The organism is Enterobacter sp. 302C9 (genome assembly GCF_034106085.1).
Classification (GTDB): Bacteria; Pseudomonadota; Gammaproteobacteria; order Enterobacterales; family Enterobacteriaceae; genus Enterobacter; species Enterobacter asburiae_B.
The window spans coordinates 210,970-230,894 of sequence record NZ_JAWNBW010000001.1 but is presented as its reverse complement, the minus strand read 5'-3'; the positions used below and the strand labels follow the sequence as shown (position 1 = coordinate 230,894).

Sequence of the window (19,925 nt, the reverse complement as noted above, 5' to 3'; positions counted from 1 at the left end):
ACAATATAATCGAATTTATAACTATTCCTAATTTATGGGCGCGAACCTTGTGAAATGCCACAGATTAGCGGAACGGCAGCACTTTCCTCCATCCGTTAAGCGAATGCAGAAGGCGTTAACAAGATGATAATGATGTAAAAACAAGCAGCTTAGCGACAACTGCCAGGAGTAAAAAGCAAAGCGGGCAGCACGTTCTCCTGTGCACCAGACGCCGTTATCCGGATCGGCGTAAGCACTTTCAGATGAAGGTCAGACGGCCTGCGAGGGCAATTTTTAACCTCACTTTTGCGGGTTCGTCCCTTTCAAAGAGGCGTATTATTGTTAACAATTAATCAACATACAGAGATATCTGTTATTTTTTGTTATTACATAAAGATGAAAATATGCGGTAAATGAGATAACAGGATATTTCCGCTAAATTTAAAAAAATAGCGATTAAGATCCAGAAGATAATACAAACCAATACCCTCATATTAATTTACAGGGTTTTCGGAAAAAACTTACCCTGTATAATAAGATGCGTATCAAATATGAATAAGAAAAACCTTTTTGCCAACACCAGCCTAATGAGATGACCGCGCTGAGGCATAGTTCTTTTCATTACGTAAACAAGGATGCTTTCGCTCTTTCCAGGGAAATACTACGGTATAGGGATCTGCACATTATATCCTTCCGGCATTTCGAGAGTTTTACCAAACTCTGCATAACGCTTTTAACAATCTGAGGCATTAAAAATGAAACCGGCATCCGTTATCATTATGGACGAACATCCTATCGTCAGAATGTCGATAGAAGTCCTGCTACAGAAAAATAAGAATATCACAGTCAAGCTCAAGTCTGGCGATAGCCATGAAGTCCTTGACTGTATCCGCAATCACCCTATCGATCTGGTGATCCTTGACATTGAACTCACGGGCACGGATGCTTTCGCTTTACTTAAAAGAATCAGAAACTTAAACAAGAACATTAAGGTTCTGTTCCTCTCGTCTAAATCAGAGTTATTTTACGCGGGTCGCGCCATTCGCGCCGGGGCAAATGGCTTCGTCAGTAAACGAAAAGATTTAGGGGAGATCTACAACGCCGTAGAAATGATCCTGATGGGCTATTCCTTTTTCCCGTCGGAAACGCTGAACTTTATAAACCATTTGGGTTCCGGGAAAGGGATGGCAGTAGATATGCCATTATCGAATCGCGAGGTCACGGTATTACGGTATCTGGCGAATGGATTATCCAACAAGGAAATTGCTGAACAGCTACTATTAAGCAACAAGACCATTAGCGCGCACAAATCCAATATTTATTCCAAGCTGGGTGTGCAAAGCATCGTGGAATTAATTGATTACGCTAAAGCCCACGAGCTGCTATAACCTGAATTCACTCCCTGCAGCTTATCTGAGCTGCAGGGAGTGCGGTCAGTGCTAATTATAATTAATCATGAAGGTGGCATCCGCATCAGCCCGTCCGGGCTGAGGGTTATCGGCAGTGGCAATATAATTGGCATAAAATGACAGAATCGCATTTCCCTGCGCATCAACCGAGACCGGCTGGCTGGCCTGCTGAAGCGCCAGCCGCGTTTTATCCGCATCCCTGATCTCAACGGCGACATGGCTTGCAGTACTGGCGTCATTCAGCGCCAGCAGGCCGCTATTGCTTCCGTCGGCTTTACCCGAAAACGTAATGGACGCCGCGCCCGGCGGGCAGCCGGTCAGCTTCAGCGTAAACGGCATCGGCTGCGTGCGGCTCCCGGTGGTGCTGAGCTGTTTCGTGGGCCAGGTGCCCAGCGGGACGGCCTTGTCGCTGTCGCTGCCCTCGGCAACGCAGGTAAAATCGACGATATTGCCGTAGAGCCGAATGTTAATCTCGCCCAACGCGGTGTCCGCCTGAGCCTGCGTGCAAAGCGCAAAGAGCGCTACGGTGAGAAAACGGATCCTGTTTCGCATATCGGCTCCTTAGTCGTAATCCACGCGCAAATACCCGCGCGAGGTGAAACGCCCTTCCGCTGGCTTATTGCCCGTCACGCTCACCGGCCAGACTCGGATCCCGACCTGCGCCTGCGCGCTGTCGTCGAGGCGGAACGGAATTTTGCTCGTCAGGTTGTTGGGCGTCAGCGGCGCCCCGCTCTCGTTGGCGATGATGAACCCCACATCCGGGTTATCCGACACCAGCACATTATCAGAGACTTTTTCCGCCTCGACCCGCATCGTCAGCATGGCGTTCGCCTCCACGTTGGTGCATTTGATGGCGATGGTTTTGCTTTGCGATGAGACCCCCTCCGGCTTGTTACCCACGCCCGCCTTGCTGAACAAGGAGGCGCCAATGTCGCCGAAATCAAACTCCACCACGTTACCGGCATTGATGGCGCAGCTTTGCGGCACCTGAATGGTTCCGCTGTAGCTGATGGTATAGACCGGCGTGGTTAACGGATCGGAAGAGGTAGTGGTGACGTAAACGCGGAACATGGTGGCACGCGGGATCACCACCATGTTGATAAAACGCCGGGTCACCTTAAGACGGAAGACCAGGCTGGAGTCCTGAACGCCAAACGGTTTGTTTTTGGAGACGTTAGGATGGCTCCCCATCTGGATATAGCTTTTTGGCGGGTAAAACACGCCAGCATAGCTGTCCGTAATTTTCATCGCCCCGTCCAGATAGTCGTTAAGCTTCAGATACTGATAGCCATCGCTGGTCCCCGTTACCGGATAATCGGTCACATAGCTGCGCTTGGTGGTATTCCCGGTCGTGCCCTTCGGGCAGACGGCATTCACCCCTACCCACTGCGATTTCTCGCTGAGCGTCACGACCTGCCCAATCTGGTTATTCGAGCTGTTGAATTTATCCGTCAGGTCGTAATGCACTTCCGTCGGCACGCCTTTTTCATTGACGCACACGGTCGCTAATGCGTTTGTCGCGGGCAGTAGCGCCAGCAGCGACAAGGCAAAGAGTTGAGTTTTAATCACAGCCGATCCCCTTAAGTGTGATTGCCTGTTGCAGGCTCTGTTCAGACAAGCTGTAAGGTGCGCGACACTGGGACTGCGCCCCGTCGCCCCACTGGATCAGCAGTTCGCCCTCCAGCGGCAGCCCACTCAGGTAAATTTGCCCGTCATCCCCCACCATGCTCGTCACGCCGCTTTTGGTCTCACGCACCACCGCGCCGAACGGCACCGGCTGGTTGCCGCGCGTTACCGTCAGCAGGGCGCGCACGCCAATGCGGGTATCAAAGCTGGCGCGCACCAGCGCGCCTTTGGTCGGCACCACGCTGCTCACGTTGTTTTCGATATCGGTGTTATTGCTCATGGTGTTGGTATCCAGCGCCACGCGGTTGTAGCGATAGACGGTGGCATACGGCATCACCGCGTAGCCTCGCCAGTCGGTTTTCACGCCGGTCTGGTTTTCAATACTGACGCCCGATGCTCCCGGCGCTTTGATCAGCACGTTGGTGTCGCCCAGCGGCTGGCTGAAGGTCACGCCGTCGGCGTGGCCGACCACCCCGCCGGAGAGCTGCCAGTTGAGATCGTGCTGGTCGCGGGAATAGTTGTAGCCAACGCCCAGCGTGCCGTAGGTCGCCTGCCAGTTGGCGCTGGCGCTTCCGCTTGCGCCGTTGGTGCTGGCGTGTCCCTGGGTCACGCTGTAGTTCAGGTTGCGATCCTCCAGCAGCGTTCCGCTGACGCCGGTTTGCCAGCTTGTGTCGCCGTCGCTGTTTCGACTGGCGGATGCCGTAGCGTAGGCGCGGTCAATCGCGCTGTCCCGGCGATAGCCCTGACGGGTAAAGAGGCTGAACGGTACGGAGACGTTAAACGACGCGATCCGATCGGTGCCGTCTATCCCAACGGATTTGTTCCACGACCACGAGACGGAGTAGTTGATCCCCTTCACGCCCCCCGCGTAGCCCAGCTGGTACCAGAGGTTCGTCTCGTCTGTTCCCCAGTAGGTCTGCTCGCTACCGGAGATATAGACCGAGCCGTAGTCCCCCAGCGACTGAGAGACGTTGAGCTGAAAGCGGCCTTTTTTATTCCACGTCAGGTTGTGATAGCTCTGCACGTCCGGCACATCGTTATCGTTCTGGCTATCGGCATACTGATAGCCCTCCATTGAGCGCCAGGCGACATCGTCGAGGGTGTAAAACCCTTTTGTGGAGTAGCGGTAGCCCAGCAGCTGGAAGTTGGTGCCGAAGCCGTTAAGGGATTTCGCGTAGAGGAAGCGCAGAGACTGCCCTTCATGCCTGCTGTCGTCCGCGAGCTGGCTGCGGGCGTGGGTGATATCGAGCGAGACCGCGCCCCAGTCGCCCAGGTTTTTCCCGGCCCCGACGGCTACCGCGGTATAGCGTGACGCCAGCTGCGTACCGCCGTAGAGCGTGTAACCGTTGGCAAGACCGGTAATCAGGGTGCCCTGAGTGAAGAACGGCGTATCCTGATCGCTGTTACCGCTGCGGTAATCCCCGGCAACGAGGTCATACTTCCAGCGCCCTTCACGCTGCAGAAGCGGCACGGTGGAGTACGGCACGGTATAGCGCTGCTGGGTGCCGTCTTTCTCTTCGACCGTGACTTCCAGGTCACCGCTTGAGGAGGTCGGGTTAAGATCGGTAATCGCAAATGCGCCCGGCTGGACATAGCTTTGATAGATAACGTAGCCGTTCTGGCGAACCACCACTTTGGCAGGCGTACGGGCGATCCCGCGCACGGTCGGCGCGTAGCCCTGCAGGCTGTCCGGGTACATGCTGTCAGACGAGAAGAGCCGCCCGCCGCGAAAACCCATGCTGTCGAAGACGTCATTCCCGGTATTGCTGTCGCCCAGCACCAGTTCGCTTTTGAGCGGGATGACGGTGCGCTGCGCCCAGGTGCCAATATTCTGCCACTCGCTGTGCCGCTGCCCGTTATTCTCCGTGTACCGCCATGCGCCGTTGTTACGTAAACGCCAGGCGCCATAGTTCAATCCGCTCTGCAGGTTCAGATAATAGCTGTCGTCTTCGCTTCCCCGGTTACCGGTGAAGCTGTAGTTCACCAGCGCGGCGGGAATGCCTTCATCCCACTGTTCAGGCGGAATGTAGCCCCGGGCGCTGTTTTGCAACGCCACCTGCGGCAGGCTGACGTCCAGACGCTGAGAGGCAAAATTGAATACCGTTTCGCTGTCGGGTATGGCCGTGGTCAACGGAACGCAGGTGTCGCCCTGCACCTTAGCCAGCTCGGGAAACGCCGCGACGTTGACGCCAAAGCGATCGAGCATCGCGCGCGTAATGCACGCCGACAAACCGCCCGCCACCGGCGGCGTGTTCTCGGCCTGCTCGAAACGCACGTCCTGGGTACCGATAAACTCATCGTTACGCCAGATATCCACGCGATAAACGCCGGGTGCCTGCTGGTGTCCTTGTTCAAAACGCGACAAATCCGCCACGCTGGCGGTGTCGTCCGACAAGAAGGCCGGGTTGAAATAACTTTCGCTCCAGCCAGCCTGCGGCCAGAGCGCAGCCATCAGCGCCAGTGCAACCGGGCAGTAACGTCTCTGGTGCTTTTTCATCGCCCTGACTCTGCTCACAGGTTGACGCTACGCGCCGGAGTGATGGCACCGTAGTCATTCACGCTCTGCCAGGAAAGCGTACCGCCAGCACCGGCTGGCAGCACCTGCTGTGCCGAGCTTTTCGGCGCAACCATCAGGTTATCCAGCTGCTGCCCGCCCAGCTTCAGGTTGACGAGGGTGATGTAATACGGGGAAGCGTTGCTGACTTTGAGATGGCTGCCCGCGCGCTCAAACCGCAGCTGGGAAAGCGCCTCTTCCGGCTGCATCGCCAGGTTGTTCGGGCGCACAAACAGCTTGATGCGTGAGAGGATCGCCAGCTGCAGCACGTTATTGTTTTCCGTTTTCGCTTTATTCACCGACGGGATCGCCTTCACGTTCATGTAAAAGAGCGATTCGCGATCGGCAGGCAGCGCTGGCCCGGCGTAAATAATACGCAGCGTGTTTTCACTGTTCGGCTCGCTGACAAACAGGGGCGGAGTGACGGCAAAGGTTTTTTCTTTTTGCCCGCTCGCATTTTCGATCCACGCGTTAATTAAATAGCGTTCCTGTTTGTTGCTGTTAGTGATCGCCAGCGACGTTTGCTTCGCCTCTGCGGGATAAATAACGCGCGTGGCCCCCAGCGCAATACCGCCGGAAGCATTTGCGCAGGCAGAAACCATCATCAAAATAAACGATAAAAAAAGTCCTGGTTTAATTAGGGTATTCATCACAACCGTACCTTTAATAATGTGTTCGCAGGTGTTATGGATAAATCAACGTAAACCAGACATCCGACTGAATTTTGCCTGGCTCGAGGTGTTCGGAAATAGCCCGATAGCGGGCGCTAAAATGGAACGCGAGCTCGCGGGTATCGATCGGCAGCCAGCTGACGGCCGTGGCATTTGGGATAATCTGACGCTGCTGTTCGTCAAAAAGCGCCAGCCCCACGCCGCTGCTGACGGGCGTTTCACCCGGCCGCGAGGTCGCCAGAAAGACCTGCGGATCTTCTGCGGGCGTCACGCCCTGAAACTGGATCCCCACGGTGCGCGAAACATCAACGCTGCAGTCCAGCAGCCGCACGGTAAAAGGCACGTTAACCGTGGAAAAACTGCCCACACCGGAAAATGAATTGGTTCGGTACTGCCCCATGTCGATGCGCATATTCTGGCTGTCGGGCGCCACGGCGCAGCCGCCGTTTACCAGTTCACCTCTGAGATGAACCTTGCCACCTTCGATCACCACGGTATGCGCCGATGCCGGGCAAGCCATCGCAAGGGTTAACAGCAGTAGTGTTCCAGTCCTTGTCATCCTTCGTTCCTGGCATTAGCGTATGACGGGCCTCGTCCGTGAGGCCTGAACATCCCTGTGCGGAGGAATTACTCGTATTTCATTACGAAGGTGGCGTCAGCGTTTGCCTGGCCTGGCTCAGTGGTGGCAGCCGTTGATTTGTAACGTGCGGTGAACTTCAGGGTGTTGGTCCCTTCGATCAGCGTCTGCGCAGCAGAGAAGGTCGCGCCGTCTGGGGTCAGAACGCTGGATTTGCTGTCGAGGATTTCGATACCCACGCCTTTCGCGGTGTTGTCGTTGTTACCGGAGGTCACGGCCAGCAGGGTTTTGTCGGTTGGGTCGATCTGACCGGTGAACGCAACAGCGGCAGTTTTGGCAACCAGCGGATCGCAATCATTCAGTTCAATGTTGAATGGAATATTAGAGGTGGTGTCGCCCACTTTGGTAAATTTCGCGGTGCGATACTGACCCAGATTAACGGTCTGCTCGGAAGAATCAGTATTTACTGAACAAGCCGCATTAACCAGCTCACCTTTAAAATGTACGGTACCGCCATTTACGGAAACCGGCGCAGCAGGATCTGCTGCATTTGCGGCACCTGCAACCAGGGCCAAAGTAGCAATAACAGTAGAAGCAATGTTGCTGAGTTTCATGTCTATTCCTTTAAAATGTAAATAACCCTTCCCGCGAATAATCGGGAATAAGAAATACGTTCAATTGATTAATTGAAAGCTTATTTCGGAGGAGACAAAGTAGCTCAGGACGCGTTTTTTAAATATGTCAAAAAGCTGCCATTTCGCCAGGTCACATCCTAATCCCGCCTAAGAAATTGACCATCCCCTAAGAAGGGTTTTTGCGTCTCACTGATAAAAACGCGTAAAGGGTGACTGACAGCGACGCTCGCTTCTGACAAAATACACGCCATCCCCCCTTTCAAACGTTACAGACGGAATCTTCTCTCTGATGGCAGCAAAGATTATTGACGGTAAAACGATTGCGCAGCAGGTGCGCTCTGAGGCCGCGGAAAAAGTGAAGGCGCGTAAAGCTGCCGGAAAACGCGCCCCCGGGCTGGCCGTTGTGCTGGTTGGCAGCAACCCGGCATCGCAGATTTATGTCGGCAGCAAGCGCAAAGCGTGTGAAGAGGTGGGCTTCGTCTCCCGCTCTTACGATTTGCCGGAAACCACCAGCGAAGCAGAACTGCTGGAACTTATTGACACCCTGAATGCCGATAAAGAGATCGACGGTATTCTGGTTCAGCTGCCGCTGCCGGCTGGCATCGACAACGTGAAGGTGCTGGAGCGTATCGCGCCGGATAAAGACGTGGACGGTTTCCATCCGTACAACGTTGGCCGCCTGTGCCAGCGTGCGCCGCGTCTGCGCCCGTGCACGCCGCGCGGTATTGTGACGCTGCTGGAGCGCTATAACATCGACACCTACGGTCTGAACGCCGTGGTTATCGGTGCGTCCAACATCGTTGGCCGCCCGATGAGCATGGAGCTGCTTCTGGCGGGCTGCACCACCACCGTGACCCACCGCTTCACCAAAAACCTGCGTCACCACGTCGAGAACGCCGATCTGCTGATCGTCGCGGTCGGCAAGCCGGGCTTTATTCCTGGCGAGTGGATTAAAGAGGGCGCGATTGTCGTGGACGTCGGGATTAACCGTCTGGAAAACGGCAAAGTGGTCGGCGACGTGGTGTACGAAGATGCCGCCGCGCGCGCGTCTTACATTACCCCCGTACCGGGCGGCGTAGGCCCGATGACCGTAGCAACGCTGATTCAGAATACGCTGCAGGCGTGCGAAGAATATCACGACGTAGAGGACGCGTAAGATGGCGACTTTTTCATTAGGTAAACACCCGCACGTTGAGCTGTGCGATCTGCTGAAGCTGGAAGGCTGGAGCGAAAGCGGCGCGCAGGCGAAAATCGTTATCGCCGACGGGCTGGTAAAAGTCGACGGCGTGGTAGAAACGCGCAAGCGCTGCAAGATTGTCGCGGGTCAGACCGTGAGCTTTGAAGGGCAGAGCGTAACCGTTACGGCCTGAGCCGTTTTATGCCCTTACCCTAACCCTCTCCCACAGGGAGAGGGGATATAAAATCCCCTCACACCCATCGCGGTTATTTATCGATCAACTTCAAATAATCACTATTTCATCTGTTGAAACATGAAAATTCTGTTGCGCGTTTTTCACTCTTTGCCCACGATAAGTAGAACGTTCTACTAAAACGTTATACTTACAATAACAGCGCCAGAAAAGCGCTACTCGGGGGAAATCAGCATGAGTCTGATATCAGGGTTTGTTAAATCGCTGTCTAAGTTATCGATGATTGGTCGCGCCTTGATGCTGCCAATTTCACTGCTTCCCGCTGCGGGCCTGCTGCTGGCCTTCGGCGATAAGTTCCATCTGCCGCTGATGATGAACGCGGGCGGGGTTATCTTTGATAACCTGCCGATGCTGTTTGCCATTGGCTCCGCCGTGGGTCTGGCGTCAGAATCCGGCATCGCGGCGCTGTCTGCGGCGGTGTCGGTGTTTGTCACGAATATCACCATCAGCACCGTGCTGAGCATCACGCCGGAAATGGCCTCCCAGGGTGGGAAATACGCCATGGTGGTCGGCATCCCGACGCTGCAGATGGGCGTCTTCGGCGGCCTGATCTGCGGTATTCTCGCGGCCTGGTGCTATAACCGCTTCCACACCATGCAGCTGCCGGAGTTCCTGGGCTTCTTCTCCGGCAAGCGCTTCGTGGCCATTGCAACGGCGTTTCTGTCGTTCCTGATGGGGCTGCTGCTGCCGTACGTATGGCAGCATATCCAGGCCGGTATCGACGCGCTCTCCGTGGTGGTTAACGGCGATAATCAGGCGGCGTCGACCTTTATCTTCGGTCTGGTAGAGCGCGCGCTGATCCCGCTCGGCCTGCACCACATCTGGTATCCGTCCTTCTGGTACTCGTTCGGGGATTACACCACCCAGGCAGGACAGGTGATCCACGGCGACCAGACCATCTGGTTCAAGATGCTGGAAGAAGGAGTGAAGTCCTTCAGCAGCGACACCTACCAGAATGCCGGTAAATTCATGCAGGGCGAATTCCCGCTGATGCTGTTCGCGCTGCCCGCCGCGTGCCTGGCGATGTATCACGAAGCCCATACGAAGAATAAGAAAATCGCGGCCGGTATTCTGTTCTCTGCGGCGCTGACCTGCTTCCTGACGGGGATCACCGAACCGGTCGAGTTTACCTTTATCTTCGTGGCGCCGATTCTGTACGTCTTTAACGCCATCATGGCGGGCCTGGCCTACATGACCATGTATCTACTGCATGCGCATATCGCCAAGTCGTTCTCCGCAGGCTTTATCGACTATCTGTCATTCGGGATCCTGCCGTCCTTTAACGGCTACAAGACCAACTTCCTGAATGCGATTATCATCGGCATTCCAATGGGTCTGATTTATTACTTCACGTTCCGCTTTGTGATCCGTCGTTTCGACGTGAAAACGCCGGGCCGCACTGAAGTGACCGCCAACGCGGATGATAAGTCTGATTCAGAACTCGCGACCGAGATCATCACCCTGCTGGGCGGGGTGCACAACATCGACTCCGTCGGCGCCTGTATCACCCGCCTTCGCCTGGAAGTGGCAAAAAGCGAGGTGGTCGATAAGGACGGCCTGAACGGACTGGGTGCGCGCGGCGTGGTCTTCGTCGGCGACAACGGTATTCAGGTGATATTCGGTGCCAGAGCACAGTTTATCGCCCAGACCATGTCCACCATGATCGGCAAATAATAAGATGCCTGAACGACGCGTCTCCTGTAGTCTGGGAGACGCATTGTCGTATCTGACTGATAATCGGTGAATTTCAGGGAGCGGTTTTGAAGAAAGTCAGCATTATTGATGTCGCAAAGCACGCGGGCGTGTCGGTCTCAACCGTCTCGCTGGTTTTGCGCCAGAAAGGGAAAATCTCAGAGGCAACGATCGAGAAGGTCAACGCTGCCATCAATACGCTGGGCTATGTTCATAACGTCGCCGCTGCCAACCTCCGCGCCAATACGTCCAATCTGATTGGCCTGATCCTCCGCGACTTTAGCGACAGTTTCTCCATCAAGGTGATGGCGAGCATCGTCCAGGATCTTGAAAAACAGGGGTATATGGTTTTTCTCGGCCAGCCCCAGAACGACCATGACCATCTTGAGCGCTGCCTGCTGTCGTTTAAGCAGCAGGGCGTCGCCGGGGTTATCTATCTGGCCTCGGATACCCGCACCTCCACCCTGCCGGAGCAAATTCGCCGCTGCCCGCTGCCGCTGGTGGTGGTTTCTCAGTCGCTGCTGGATGAAAAATGCAATCTGGTGATGCGCGATAACCGTCAGGCGGCAAACCTGGCGGTGCGTTATCTTATCGAGCGCGGCCATCGCAATATTGCCTACATTGGCGGGCGTGAAGGCTGCCTCATCCGCGAGCAGCGCCTGCTCGGTTTTCGCAGCGCGATGACGCAGAACGGGCTGGTCTGGCGCGATGAATACTCTCCGGCCTGCAGCGATGACACCCTGGCAGCGGGTTTCGCCACCCGCCAGCTGCTGGACAAAAACAACACCATCACCGCCCTGCTCTGCCACTCGCCGGATGCCATGATCGGCTCCATCTCCGGTATTCATCAGGTTGGACGAACGGTGGGTAAAGATGTGTTTTTGACGCAGCAGGTCGCGCTGGTCGGTTTCGAAGATATGCTCCACGTTAACCTCACCTCGCCGTCCTTTACCTACGTGTCGTCCGCCAGCGAAGAGACGGGGCGTCAGGCTGCCGGGCTGATTATTCGCACGCTGAAGGAGCCGACGCTGCAAACCCAGCGCATTACGCTTTCCGGACAGCTTATCGCGCGCGAGTCGGCGTAAAAATAAGAATTTGACGCGGGTCTGCCGGCGCGGGATTGCTGCTATATTTCCATGATTTGCCATGGATAATCGCAATGCCTACCGTTATTACACACGCTGCTGTTCCGCTTTGTCTGGGCTTAGGCCTGGGAACCAAAGTGATTCCTCCCCGCCTGCTGTTTGCCGGGATTGTCCTCGCCATGCTGCCGGATGCCGACGTGCTGGCGTTCAAGTTCGGCGTCGCGTACGGCAATGTTTTCGGCCATCGCGGCTTTACCCACTCCCTGCTGTTCGCCTTTGTGGTGCCGATACTCTGCGTGCTGATCGGCCGACGATGGTTCCGGGCCAGCCTGACGCGGTGCTGGCTGTTTTTAACCGTGTCTTTGCTGTCGCACAGCCTGCTGGATTCGATTACCACGGGCGGGAAAGGCGTCGGCTGGCTGTGGCCGTGGTCAGATGAACGCTTCTTTGCGCCGTGGCAGGTCATTAAGGTCGCGCCGTTTGCGCTATCGCGCTATACCACGCCGTACGGGCATCAGGTGATCGTGTCAGAACTGCTGTGGGTGTGGCTGCCGGGAGTCGTGCTGATGGGGTTGCTGTGGTGGAGGAAACGTGCGCGCTGATGCCCTCACCCCGGCCCTCTCCCTCGGGGAGAGGGAGAAAACCTAACAATTCCCTCTCCCTGCGGGAGAGGGTTAGGGTGAGGGGAAAATTACTTACGGCGCCAGGTGGTGCCCTGCGGGCCATCTTCCAGAATGATACCCATCTCGGTCAGACGGTTGCGCGCCGCATCTGCCGCCGCCCAGTCTTTTGCCTGACGCGCTTCCAGACGCGCTTTGATCAACGCTTCAATTTCAGCCACTTCACCGTCGTCCGCCTGCGCACCGCTCTGCAGGAACGCGTCCGGCTCCTGCTCCAGCAGGCCGAGCACGGAGGAGAGCTTACGCAGATGGGATGCCAGCGCATTCGCCGCGGCCATATCTTCTGACTTCAGGCGGTTCACTTCGCGCGCCATGTCGAACAGCACGGAGTACGCTTCCGGGGTGTTGAAGTCGTCGTTCATCACCTCAACAAAGCGGGCTTCGAACGCTTCGCCGCCTGCAGCAGGAACAGACCTGTCGGTACCGCGCAGCGCGGTATACAGACGCTCCAGCGCAGAGCGCGCCTGTTTCAGGTTCTCTTCGCTGTAGTTCAGCTGGCTGCGATAGTGGCCGGACATCAGGAAGTAGCGCACGGTTTCCGCGTCGTAATACTTCAGCACGTCGCGCACGGTGAAGAAGTTACCCAGCGATTTAGACATCTTCTCGCGGTCAACCATTACCATGCCGGAGTGCATCCAGTAGTTCACGTACTCGCCGCCGTGGGCGCAGGTGGACTGCGCGATTTCGTTTTCGTGGTGCGGGAACATCAGGTCTGAACCGCCGCCGTGGATATCGAAGTGCTTGCCCAGCTGCTTGCAGTTCATCGCGGAACATTCGATGTGCCAGCCCGGACGGCCTTCGCCCCACGGTGATGGCCAGCTTGGCTCGCCCTCTTTGGACATTTTCCACAGCACGAAGTCCATCGGGTTACGCTTCACGTCAACCACGTCAACGCGCGCGCCGGCCTGAAGCTGGTCCAGATCCTGACGGGAAAGCGAACCGTAGGTTGGGTCCGTCGGCACCGAGAACATCACGTCACCGTTGTCCGCAACGTAGGCATGACCGCGAGCGATCAGCTTTTCGGTGATCTCGATGATTTCGTGAATATGGTGGGTCGCGCGCGGCTCGCTGTCCGGGCGCTGAATATTCAGGGCGTCGAAATCTTTGTGCATTTCGACAATCATGCGATCGACCAGCGCAACAAAGCTTTCGCCGTTTTCATTAGCGCGCTTGATGATTTTGTCGTCGATGTCGGTGATATTACGCACGTATTTCAGGGTGTAGCCCAGAAAACGCAGGTAGCGTGACACTACGTCAAAAGCGACAAAGGTACGGCCATGGCCAATGTGACAGAGATCGTAAACCGTAATACCACACACGTACATGCCGACTTCCCCGGCATGGATAGGTTTAAATTCCTCTTTCTGGCGCGTCATTGTATTAAAGATTTTTAACATCGAAGATTCCATGTAAACACGTGTGTGGTTGAAAACCGGCTATTCTACCCGTAATTCAAACCCGAAGCAGCACACAATGCAAGGTGATCGCATCCTGTGGTTATGCTATAACAAGCCCCTATAGATGACCCGAACGCGGGTCGACGTACCACAATAACGGAACAGGATGCAAAAATGGTTACTTTCCACACTAATCATGGCGATATCGTAATCAAAACCTTTGATGACAAAGCGCCTGAAACAGTTAAAAACTTCCTGGACTACTGCCGCGAAGGTTTCTACAACAACACCATTTTCCACCGCGTGATCAACGGCTTTATGATCCAGGGCGGCGGTTTCGAACCTGGCATGAACCAGAAAGAGACCAAAGAAGCGATCAAAAACGAAGCGAACAACGGTCTGAAAAACACCCGCGGTACGCTGGCAATGGCCCGTACTCAGGCTCCGCACTCTGCCACCGCGCAGTTCTTCATCAACGTGGCTGATAACGACTTCCTGAACTTCTCCGGCGAAAGCCTGCAGGGTTGGGGCTACTGCGTATTCGCAGAAGTGGTTGAAGGTATGGACGTGGTTGACAAGATCAAAGCCGTCGCTACTGGCCGCAGCGGTATGCACCAGGACGTTCCTAAAGAAGACGTTGTGATTACAAGCGTGACCGTCAGCGAGTAATTCGTGGCGACACTCTTTATTGCGGATCTGCATCTGCAAACAGAAGAACCGGCGATAACCGCCGGTTTTCTGCGTTTTTTACGCGGTGAAGCGAAAAGCGCCGATGCGCTGTACATCCTGGGCGACCTCTTTGAAGCCTGGATTGGCGACGACGACCCTAACCCGCTGCACCGTGAAATGGCCGCAGCCATTCACGCGCTCGTGGATTCCGGCGTTCCCTGCTACTTCATTCACGGCAACCGTGATTTCCTGATCGGCAAGCGCTACGCCCGCGAAAGCGGCATGACGCTGCTGCCGGAAGAGCAGGTGCTCGATCTTTATGGCCGCAGGGTCCTGATCATGCACGGCGACACGCTCTGCACCGACGATACCGGCTACCTGGCGTTTCGCGCCAAAGTCCACACCCCGTGGATCCAAAAGGTGTTCCTTGCGCTGCCGCTGTTTATCCGCAACCGTATCGCCGCCAGAATGCGCGCGGGCAGTAAAGCCGCCAACAGCAGCAAATCCATGACCATCATGGACGTGAACCCGCAGGCCGTGGTGAGCGTGATGGAAAAGCATGGCGTTCAGTGGTTGATCCACGGTCATACGCACCGTCCTGACGTCCATTCCCTTATCGCCAACGGCGAACCGGCCCATCGCGTGGTGTTGGGTGCCTGGCACACCGAAGGCTCCATGGTCAAAGTCACGCCAGAGGGCGTGGAGCTGATCGCGTTTCCGTTTTAACCCTTCACACCATCATTCTATTTTTTTGAACAATATCGGCAAATTGTTTCGATTTTAATCAGCCCGTGGTCGGCCTATTATTTATCACATCAGGGCAACACGCCCTATCCCAGATAAAACACTTAAGGAATACGACCATGAAATCTATCAAAACTTTCGTTGCAGCTGCCGCTCTTTCCCTGGTTTCTTTCGGTTCTTTCGCTCAAAGCGTGAGCGCAACCGCCTCTACCCTTGACCGCGCAGAAGCGAAAATTGCCGCGCAGGCCGCCGAGCAGAATGCCTCTTATAAAATCACGAGCGCGAAGGTCAACAACCGCGTGTACATGACCGCAGAACTGACTAAATAAAAACCCTGATTGCCGTGCCGCCAGCGAAGACGTGCGACAGCGACAATACGATGAGGAAGGAACATAGAATGAAAAACATCAGCATCGTAAGTACCCTGCTGCTGGCAGTCGTGGTGTCCACTGGCGCACAGGCCGCGGAGAATCGCTTCTCCGTGCCAAAATCGGGCTCGAATGCCGACACCAGCATGGTGAATCATATCGATGTCAGCCGCGCGTTCGACAACGAGAACCTGTCCGCGGGGGATCTTCAGTAACATCACATAAAAGACCGCCATCGTGCGGTCTTTTTTGTTATCGCTTTCTCGCCATAACTGCTCGCCTTTTAACCGCGCAACCGTTTTCCTTGCCCGTATAACATGCTATTCTCTGTGCCCTCGAAAGCAGTGTGTTTCGCACCACAGGAGTTTTAAGACGCATGTCTTCCCGCAATAATCCGGCGCGTGTCGCCATCGTGATGGGGTCCAAAAGCGACTGGGCTACCATGCAGTTCGCCGCCGAAATCTTTGAAATCCTGAATGTTCCGCACCACGTTGAAGTGGTCTCCGCGCACCGTACACCGGACAAACTGTTCAGCTTCGCCGAAAGCGCCGAAGAGAACGGTTATGAGGTGATCGTTGCCGGCGCGGGCGGCGCAGCACATCTGCCAGGCATGATTGCCGCCAAAACCCTGGTGCCGGTACTGGGCGTTCCGGTCCAAAGCGCCGCGTTAAGCGGTGTGGATAGCCTCTACTCCATCGTCCAGATGCCGCGCGGTATTCCTGTCGGCACGCTGGCGATTGGTAAAGCGGGAGCTGCGAATGCCGCCCTGCTGGCGGCGCAAATTCTTGCGACGCACGATAAAGCATTACACCAGCGTCTGGCGGAGTGGCGTAAAGCCCAGACCGACGAGGTGCTGGACAATCCGGACCCGCGGGGTGCGGCATGAAGCAGGTTTGCGTCCTCGGTAACGGCCAGCTAGGCCGCATGCTGCGTCAGGCCGGTGAGCCGCTGGGTATTGCCGTCTGGCCTGTCGGGCTGGACGCCGAACCGGAAGCCGTACCGTTCCACCAGAGCGTGATCACCGCCGAGATCGAACGCTGGCCGGAAACGGCTCTGACCCGCGAGCTGGCGCGTCATAACGCCTTCGTTAACCGCGACGTGTTCCCGATCATCGCCGACCGTCTGACGCAAAAGCAGCTGTTCGACAAGCTCGGTCTGCCGACCGCGCCGTGGCAGCTCCTGTCCGATAAAAGCGAGTGGAATGACGTTTTCGCGATGCTGGGCGAGCTGGCAATCGTGAAGCGCCGCGTGGGCGGCTATGACGGCCGCGGCCAGTGGCGCCTGCGTGCAGATGAAACGGCAGAACTGCCGGACGATTGCTACGGCGAGTGCATCGTTGAGCAGGGCATCAACTTCAGCGGTGAAGTGTCGCTGGTTGGCGCGCGCGGGCAAGACGGGCATACCGTCTTTTATCCGCTGACGCATAACCTGCATCAGGACGGCATTCTGCGCACCAGCGTCGCCTTCCCGCACGCCAATGCTGACCAGCAGGCGCAGGCGGAAGATATGCTCTCTGCCATCATGCACGAACTCGGGTATGTGGGCGTCATGGCGATGGAGTGCTTTATCACCCCGTCCGGTCTGCTGATCAACGAACTTGCGCCGCGCGTGCACAACAGCGGCCACTGGACGCAAAACGGCGCGTCCATCAGCCAGTTCGAGCTGCACCTGCGCGCGATTACGGACCTGCCGCTGCCGCAGCCGGTGGTGAACAGCCCGTCGGTGATGATCAACCTGATCGGCACCGATCTGAACTACGACTGGCTGAAGCTGCCGCTCGTGCATCTGCACTGGTATGACAAAGAGGTACGCGCGGGTCGTAAGGTCGGTCACCTGAACCTGAACGACAGCGACACGGGCCGCCTGAGCGCCACCCTGGAAGCGATGATCCCGCTCCTGCCGCCGGAATATGCGAGCGGTATTGTCTGGGCACAGTCTAAGCTCAAGTAAGACATCTGCGCCGGGGAGTTGATCTTCCCCTTCCCCGGCGTACAATCCCCGCCCATTGCTGCTGAGTTTTCTTCTGGAACAACCATGAACGATGGAACGGACTATCGCGCGATCCTCGCGTCTGATACCCCTTTAATCGACGTTCGCGCGCCGATCGAATTTGCCCAGGGCGCGATGCCTGCGGCGATCAACCTGCCCTTAATGAACGACGACGAGCGCGCCGCCGTCGGTACCTGCTATAAACGCCAGGGCCCCGAGGCCGCGCTGGCGCTCGGCCATCAGCTGGTGAGCGGCGAGACGCGTGAGGCACGCATTAACGCCTGGCGGGAAGCCAGCCTTACCCATCCTGAGGGCTTTCTCTGCTGCGCGCGCGGCGGCCAGCGCTCGCATATCTCGCAGGCCTGGCTGAAAGAGGCGGGCGTTGACTACCCGCTGATCCGCGGCGGCTACAAAGCCCTGCGTCAGACGGCGATTCAGGTGACCATCGAGCAGTCGCAAAAGCCGATGGTGCTGATTGGCGGCTGTACCGGAAACGGTAAAACCCTGCTGGTGAAGCAGCACGCGCAGGGTATCGATCTGGAAGGGCTGGCGCACCACCGAGGTTCGTCGTTTGGCCGCACGCTCACGCCGCAGCTTTCCCAGGCCAGCTTTGAAAACCACCTTGCGGTTGAGCTCCTGAAAAAAGACGCCGCGCGCTGGGTGCTGGAAGACGAGGGCCGGATGATTGGCTCCAACCACCTGCCGGAGTGCCTGCGCGACCGCATGGCTGAAGCCCCTATCGTTGTCGTCGAAGACCCGTTTGACGTCCGCCTTGAGCGCCTGCGCGAAGAGTATTTCGACCATATGTGGGCAGACTTTTCTGCCGCATACGGCGAGGAAGCGGGCTGGAAAGAATACAGCGAGTATCTGCACCACGGCCTGTTTGCCATTCGCCGCCGTCTGGGGCTGCAGCGGTATGCAGAATTCACCGCGCTGTTAGATTCCGCGCTGCTGGAACAGCAACGCTCCGGCAGCACTGACGCGCACTTCAGCTGGCTTGCGCCGCTGCTGAAGGATTATTACGACCCGATGTACGGCTATCAGCTGGAGAAAAAGGCGGAGAAGATTGTGTATCGCGGGACGTACGAAGAGATTGCTGAGTGGCTTGATCGCTGAAAAATAAAGCCGGGTGGCGAGGTAAAAGCAAAACGGCAACCTGGGTTGCCGTTTTTAATGTTTGTTCCCTCTCCCAGTGGGAGAGGGTCAGGGTGAGGGCATCAGGCCGCACCCTACAAGACGACCTAGAAGTCGTAACGCAGACGCACCAGGTTCATGTCGCCCAGGTTGTCGGTGCTGGAGGTGAACACGTGTTCGTAATCCACGCGGAAACCGTAATCCAGCTGGAAGCTGATACCCACGCCGTTGTCGATGCGCTGGTAGTTACGGCCGTTCACGTACTCAATACGGTCGCCCATGAAGTAAGGCTGAATAGATTTAACCGCGTACTGACCGACTGGGAACTTGTAGCCCGCAAAGTATTCAATACCCCATGCATCACCCGCAAAGTAGTCGTTAACCGACACTTTTTTGGTGGTCATGAAGTTCTGGTACCAGCCGCCGCCTGCGGAGAAGGTCCAGTTGTCCGGGGTCCAGCTCAGCGCGGTACCGAGAATGTTCTGGTCGTAGGTTTTGCTGTCGCCGTTGTCCGGGTTACGCATGTCCGCGCGGGTGTAGTTCCACGCCGCGCCCCAGGTCAGGTCGGTAGTCAGGTGGTAATCCAGACCCAGCGAGCCGCCGCCTTTACGCTTGTAGCGCAGGCCGTTGCCCGGCAGGTATTCGCTGTCTTCAAACAGGTAAGATGCGTAGATGTCGGCATCGCCCACGGTTTTCTTATATTTCAGCATCTGGCGTGAACGGTAAGAACCGTCGTAATCGCCGTTGATCCCGTTACCCGGAGCCTGACCAATCATGTCGTAGTCCCAGATATCGGTTTTCGCGCCCACCACATCATAGTAAACGCTGTTCTGTTGACCGAAGGTCAGCGTACCCCAGGTATCGCTCTTCAGACCGGTGTAGAGCATACGACGCGTGGTGTCGTGTGCGCCGTCGGCGTAGTGGTGATCCCAGTTAAACTGCGCAGGAATATTGACACCCAGCTCGTAGTAGCTGATCCAGCTGATGTCATCAAACAGGTAGTAATCAGCCGCGAAACGGAAACGGGTGCCGCCGTCAAAGCCGTTACGCTTGTAGCTGTTTTTACCGTCGTCGCCGGTCATGTTCTGGAACTGAGGACGAATACTGCCGCCAACGGTAAAGTTCAGGCGGCTCAGCGGGTTACCCGCCTGAGGATCCTGCTTAAGAACGGTGATTTCCGCCTGAGAAGCGAAGGTAGTCAATGCCACTGCCGCGCCGATCGTTGCCGCCAGCGCTGATTTTTTTATAGTCATTATTTTTCCTTAATAGACACGCTGCTAAATATT

21 protein-coding genes are annotated in these 19,925 nt (G+C 56.3%); 13 read left to right on the top strand and 8 right to left on the bottom strand.

Annotated elements, in window-relative coordinates; genetic code table 11:
* Window positions 1–734 precede the first annotated feature (734 nt).
* Window positions 735–1,367 carry a fimbria biosynthesis transcriptional regulator FimZ gene (gene fimZ / locus UR289_RS01110; RefSeq protein ID WP_033144828.1) on the top strand — a complete coding sequence of 211 codons (633 nt, stop codon included), beginning with the start codon at window positions 735–737 and terminating at the stop codon, window positions 1,365–1,367.
* A 51-nt stretch (window positions 1,368–1,418) separates the two neighbouring features.
* On the opposite strand, the gene sfmF is transcribed toward fimZ, so the two are convergent.
* From sfmF to fimA, 6 genes are all read right to left on the bottom strand, one after another.
* Window positions 1,419–1,940: a fimbria assembly protein gene (gene sfmF / locus UR289_RS01105; protein WP_039263992.1), complete on the bottom strand. Its 522-nt coding sequence runs from the start codon at window positions 1,938–1,940 to the stop codon at window positions 1,419–1,421.
* 9 nt (window positions 1,941–1,949) lie between these two features.
* On the bottom strand, window positions 1,950–2,957 hold the full coding sequence (gene fimH / locus UR289_RS01100) for a type 1 fimbria D-mannose specific adhesin FimH (RefSeq protein WP_033144826.1): 1,008 nt from the start codon (window positions 2,955–2,957) through the stop codon (window positions 1,950–1,952).
* Window positions 2,950–5,511, bottom strand: coding sequence for a fimbrial biogenesis usher protein (locus UR289_RS01095; RefSeq protein WP_320709003.1), 2,562 nt, complete (start codon window positions 5,509–5,511; stop codon window positions 2,950–2,952). The genes fimH and UR289_RS01095 overlap by 8 nt, the downstream gene beginning before the upstream one ends.
* A gap of 14 nt (window positions 5,512–5,525) precedes the next feature.
* Window positions 5,526–6,218 (bottom strand): type 1 fimbria chaperone FimC, encoded by a 693-nt coding sequence (gene fimC, locus UR289_RS01090; protein WP_032661434.1) that lies wholly within the window; start codon window positions 6,216–6,218, stop codon window positions 5,526–5,528.
* 34 nt (window positions 6,219–6,252) lie between these two features.
* Window positions 6,253–6,798 carry a type 1 fimbrial protein subunit FimI gene (gene fimI, locus UR289_RS01085; protein ID WP_023310642.1) on the bottom strand — a complete coding sequence of 182 codons (546 nt, stop codon included), beginning with the start codon at window positions 6,796–6,798 and terminating at the stop codon, window positions 6,253–6,255.
* Window positions 6,799–6,866: 68 nt separating this feature from the next.
* Window positions 6,867–7,430: a type 1 fimbrial major subunit FimA gene (gene fimA, locus UR289_RS01080; protein ID WP_023310641.1), complete on the bottom strand. Its 564-nt coding sequence runs from the start codon at window positions 7,428–7,430 to the stop codon at window positions 6,867–6,869.
* Between the two features lie 310 nt (window positions 7,431–7,740).
* On the opposite strand from fimA, the gene folD reads away from it, so the two are divergent.
* The 5 genes from folD to UR289_RS01055 all read left to right on the top strand — a co-directional run bounded on the left by folD (window position 7,741) and on the right by UR289_RS01055 (window position 12,260).
* Window positions 7,741–8,607, top strand: a complete 867-nt coding sequence (folD, locus tag UR289_RS01075) for a bifunctional methylenetetrahydrofolate dehydrogenase/methenyltetrahydrofolate cyclohydrolase FolD (protein ID WP_320709002.1) — start codon at window positions 7,741–7,743, stop codon at window positions 8,605–8,607.
* A gap of 1 nt (window position 8,608) precedes the next feature.
* On the top strand, window positions 8,609–8,821 hold the full coding sequence (ybcJ, locus tag UR289_RS01070; RefSeq protein ID WP_023334767.1) for a ribosome-associated protein YbcJ: 213 nt from the start codon (window positions 8,609–8,611) through the stop codon (window positions 8,819–8,821).
* Window positions 8,822–9,055: 234 nt separating this feature from the next.
* Entirely contained in the window at window positions 9,056–10,555 is a 1,500-nt protein-coding gene (locus UR289_RS01065) for a PTS transporter subunit EIIC (protein WP_087822124.1), read from the top strand.
* 86 nt (window positions 10,556–10,641) lie between these two features.
* Window positions 10,642–11,658, top strand: coding sequence for a Mal regulon transcriptional regulator MalI (malI, locus tag UR289_RS01060; RefSeq protein WP_320709000.1), 1,017 nt, complete (start codon window positions 10,642–10,644; stop codon window positions 11,656–11,658).
* 74 nt (window positions 11,659–11,732) lie between these two features.
* Window positions 11,733–12,260, top strand: a complete 528-nt coding sequence (locus tag UR289_RS01055; RefSeq protein WP_029741053.1) for a metal-dependent hydrolase — start codon at window positions 11,733–11,735, stop codon at window positions 12,258–12,260.
* A gap of 89 nt (window positions 12,261–12,349) precedes the next feature.
* Here the strand turns inward: UR289_RS01055 and cysS are convergent, their stop codons facing one another.
* Window positions 12,350–13,735, bottom strand: a complete 1,386-nt coding sequence (gene cysS / locus UR289_RS01050) for a cysteine--tRNA ligase (protein ID WP_047648512.1) — start codon at window positions 13,733–13,735, stop codon at window positions 12,350–12,352.
* 174 nt (window positions 13,736–13,909) lie between these two features.
* Here cysS and ppiB point away from each other — a divergent pair, with 174 nt between their 5' ends.
* The 7 genes from ppiB (at window position 13,910) to mnmH (ending at window position 18,621) form a co-directional block, all read left to right on the top strand.
* Window positions 13,910–14,404, top strand: a complete 495-nt coding sequence (gene ppiB / locus UR289_RS01045) for a peptidylprolyl isomerase B (RefSeq protein ID WP_023310635.1) — start codon at window positions 13,910–13,912, stop codon at window positions 14,402–14,404.
* A 3-nt stretch (window positions 14,405–14,407) separates the two neighbouring features.
* Window positions 14,408–15,130, top strand: coding sequence for a UDP-2,3-diacylglucosamine diphosphatase (gene lpxH, locus UR289_RS01040; RefSeq protein WP_039263987.1), 723 nt, complete (start codon window positions 14,408–14,410; stop codon window positions 15,128–15,130).
* A gap of 137 nt (window positions 15,131–15,267) precedes the next feature.
* Entirely contained in the window at window positions 15,268–15,477 is a 210-nt protein-coding gene (locus UR289_RS01035) for a YdgH/BhsA/McbA-like domain containing protein (RefSeq protein WP_033144821.1), read from the top strand.
* Window positions 15,478–15,545: 68 nt separating this feature from the next.
* Window positions 15,546–15,731, top strand: a complete 186-nt coding sequence (locus UR289_RS01030; protein WP_029741050.1) for a hypothetical protein — start codon at window positions 15,546–15,548, stop codon at window positions 15,729–15,731.
* A 161-nt stretch (window positions 15,732–15,892) separates the two neighbouring features.
* Window positions 15,893–16,402 (top strand): 5-(carboxyamino)imidazole ribonucleotide mutase, encoded by a 510-nt coding sequence (gene purE / locus UR289_RS01025; protein ID WP_023310631.1) that lies wholly within the window; start codon window positions 15,893–15,895, stop codon window positions 16,400–16,402.
* Window positions 16,399–17,466: a 5-(carboxyamino)imidazole ribonucleotide synthase gene (gene purK / locus UR289_RS01020; protein WP_033144820.1), complete on the top strand. Its 1,068-nt coding sequence runs from the start codon at window positions 16,399–16,401 to the stop codon at window positions 17,464–17,466. Before purE ends, purK begins: the two co-directional genes overlap by 4 nt.
* Window positions 17,467–17,550: 84 nt before the next feature.
* Complete coding sequence (gene mnmH, locus UR289_RS01015; protein ID WP_320708998.1) at window positions 17,551–18,621, top strand: tRNA 2-selenouridine(34) synthase MnmH; 1,071 nt, start codon at window positions 17,551–17,553, stop codon at window positions 18,619–18,621.
* 125 nt (window positions 18,622–18,746) lie between these two features.
* Here the strand turns inward: mnmH and UR289_RS01010 are convergent, their stop codons facing one another.
* On the bottom strand, window positions 18,747–19,892 hold the full coding sequence (locus tag UR289_RS01010; protein ID WP_096149974.1) for a porin: 1,146 nt from the start codon (window positions 19,890–19,892) through the stop codon (window positions 18,747–18,749).
* Between the last annotated feature and the right edge of the window lie 33 nt (window positions 19,893–19,925).

Coding starts and splice junctions, on each gene's coding strand:
- fimZ (WP_033144828.1), top strand. CDS start 735: ATGAAACCGGCATCCGTTATCATTATGGACGAACATCCTATCGTCAGA.
- sfmF (WP_039263992.1), bottom strand. CDS start 1,940: ATGCGAAACAGGATCCGTTTTCTCACCGTAGCGCTCTTTGCGCTTTGC.
- UR289_RS01095 (WP_320709003.1), bottom strand. CDS start 5,511: ATGAAAAAGCACCAGAGACGTTACTGCCCGGTTGCACTGGCGCTGATG.
- fimC (WP_032661434.1), bottom strand. CDS start 6,218: ATGAATACCCTAATTAAACCAGGACTTTTTTTATCGTTTATTTTGATG.
- fimI (WP_023310642.1), bottom strand. CDS start 6,798: ATGACAAGGACTGGAACACTACTGCTGTTAACCCTTGCGATGGCTTGC.
- fimA (WP_023310641.1), bottom strand. CDS start 7,430: ATGAAACTCAGCAACATTGCTTCTACTGTTATTGCTACTTTGGCCCTG.
- folD (WP_320709002.1), top strand. CDS start 7,741: ATGGCAGCAAAGATTATTGACGGTAAAACGATTGCGCAGCAGGTGCGC.
- ybcJ (WP_023334767.1), top strand. CDS start 8,609: ATGGCGACTTTTTCATTAGGTAAACACCCGCACGTTGAGCTGTGCGAT.
- UR289_RS01065 (WP_087822124.1), top strand. CDS start 9,056: ATGAGTCTGATATCAGGGTTTGTTAAATCGCTGTCTAAGTTATCGATG.
- UR289_RS01055 (WP_029741053.1), top strand. CDS start 11,733: ATGCCTACCGTTATTACACACGCTGCTGTTCCGCTTTGTCTGGGCTTA.
- cysS (WP_047648512.1), bottom strand. CDS start 13,735: ATGTTAAAAATCTTTAATACAATGACGCGCCAGAAAGAGGAATTTAAA.
- ppiB (WP_023310635.1), top strand. CDS start 13,910: ATGGTTACTTTCCACACTAATCATGGCGATATCGTAATCAAAACCTTT.
- UR289_RS01035 (WP_033144821.1), top strand. CDS start 15,268: ATGAAATCTATCAAAACTTTCGTTGCAGCTGCCGCTCTTTCCCTGGTT.
- UR289_RS01030 (WP_029741050.1), top strand. CDS start 15,546: ATGAAAAACATCAGCATCGTAAGTACCCTGCTGCTGGCAGTCGTGGTG.
- purE (WP_023310631.1), top strand. CDS start 15,893: ATGTCTTCCCGCAATAATCCGGCGCGTGTCGCCATCGTGATGGGGTCC.
- purK (WP_033144820.1), top strand. CDS start 16,399: ATGAAGCAGGTTTGCGTCCTCGGTAACGGCCAGCTAGGCCGCATGCTG.
- mnmH (WP_320708998.1), top strand. CDS start 17,551: ATGAACGATGGAACGGACTATCGCGCGATCCTCGCGTCTGATACCCCT.
- UR289_RS01010 (WP_096149974.1), bottom strand. CDS start 19,892: ATGACTATAAAAAAATCAGCGCTGGCGGCAACGATCGGCGCGGCAGTG.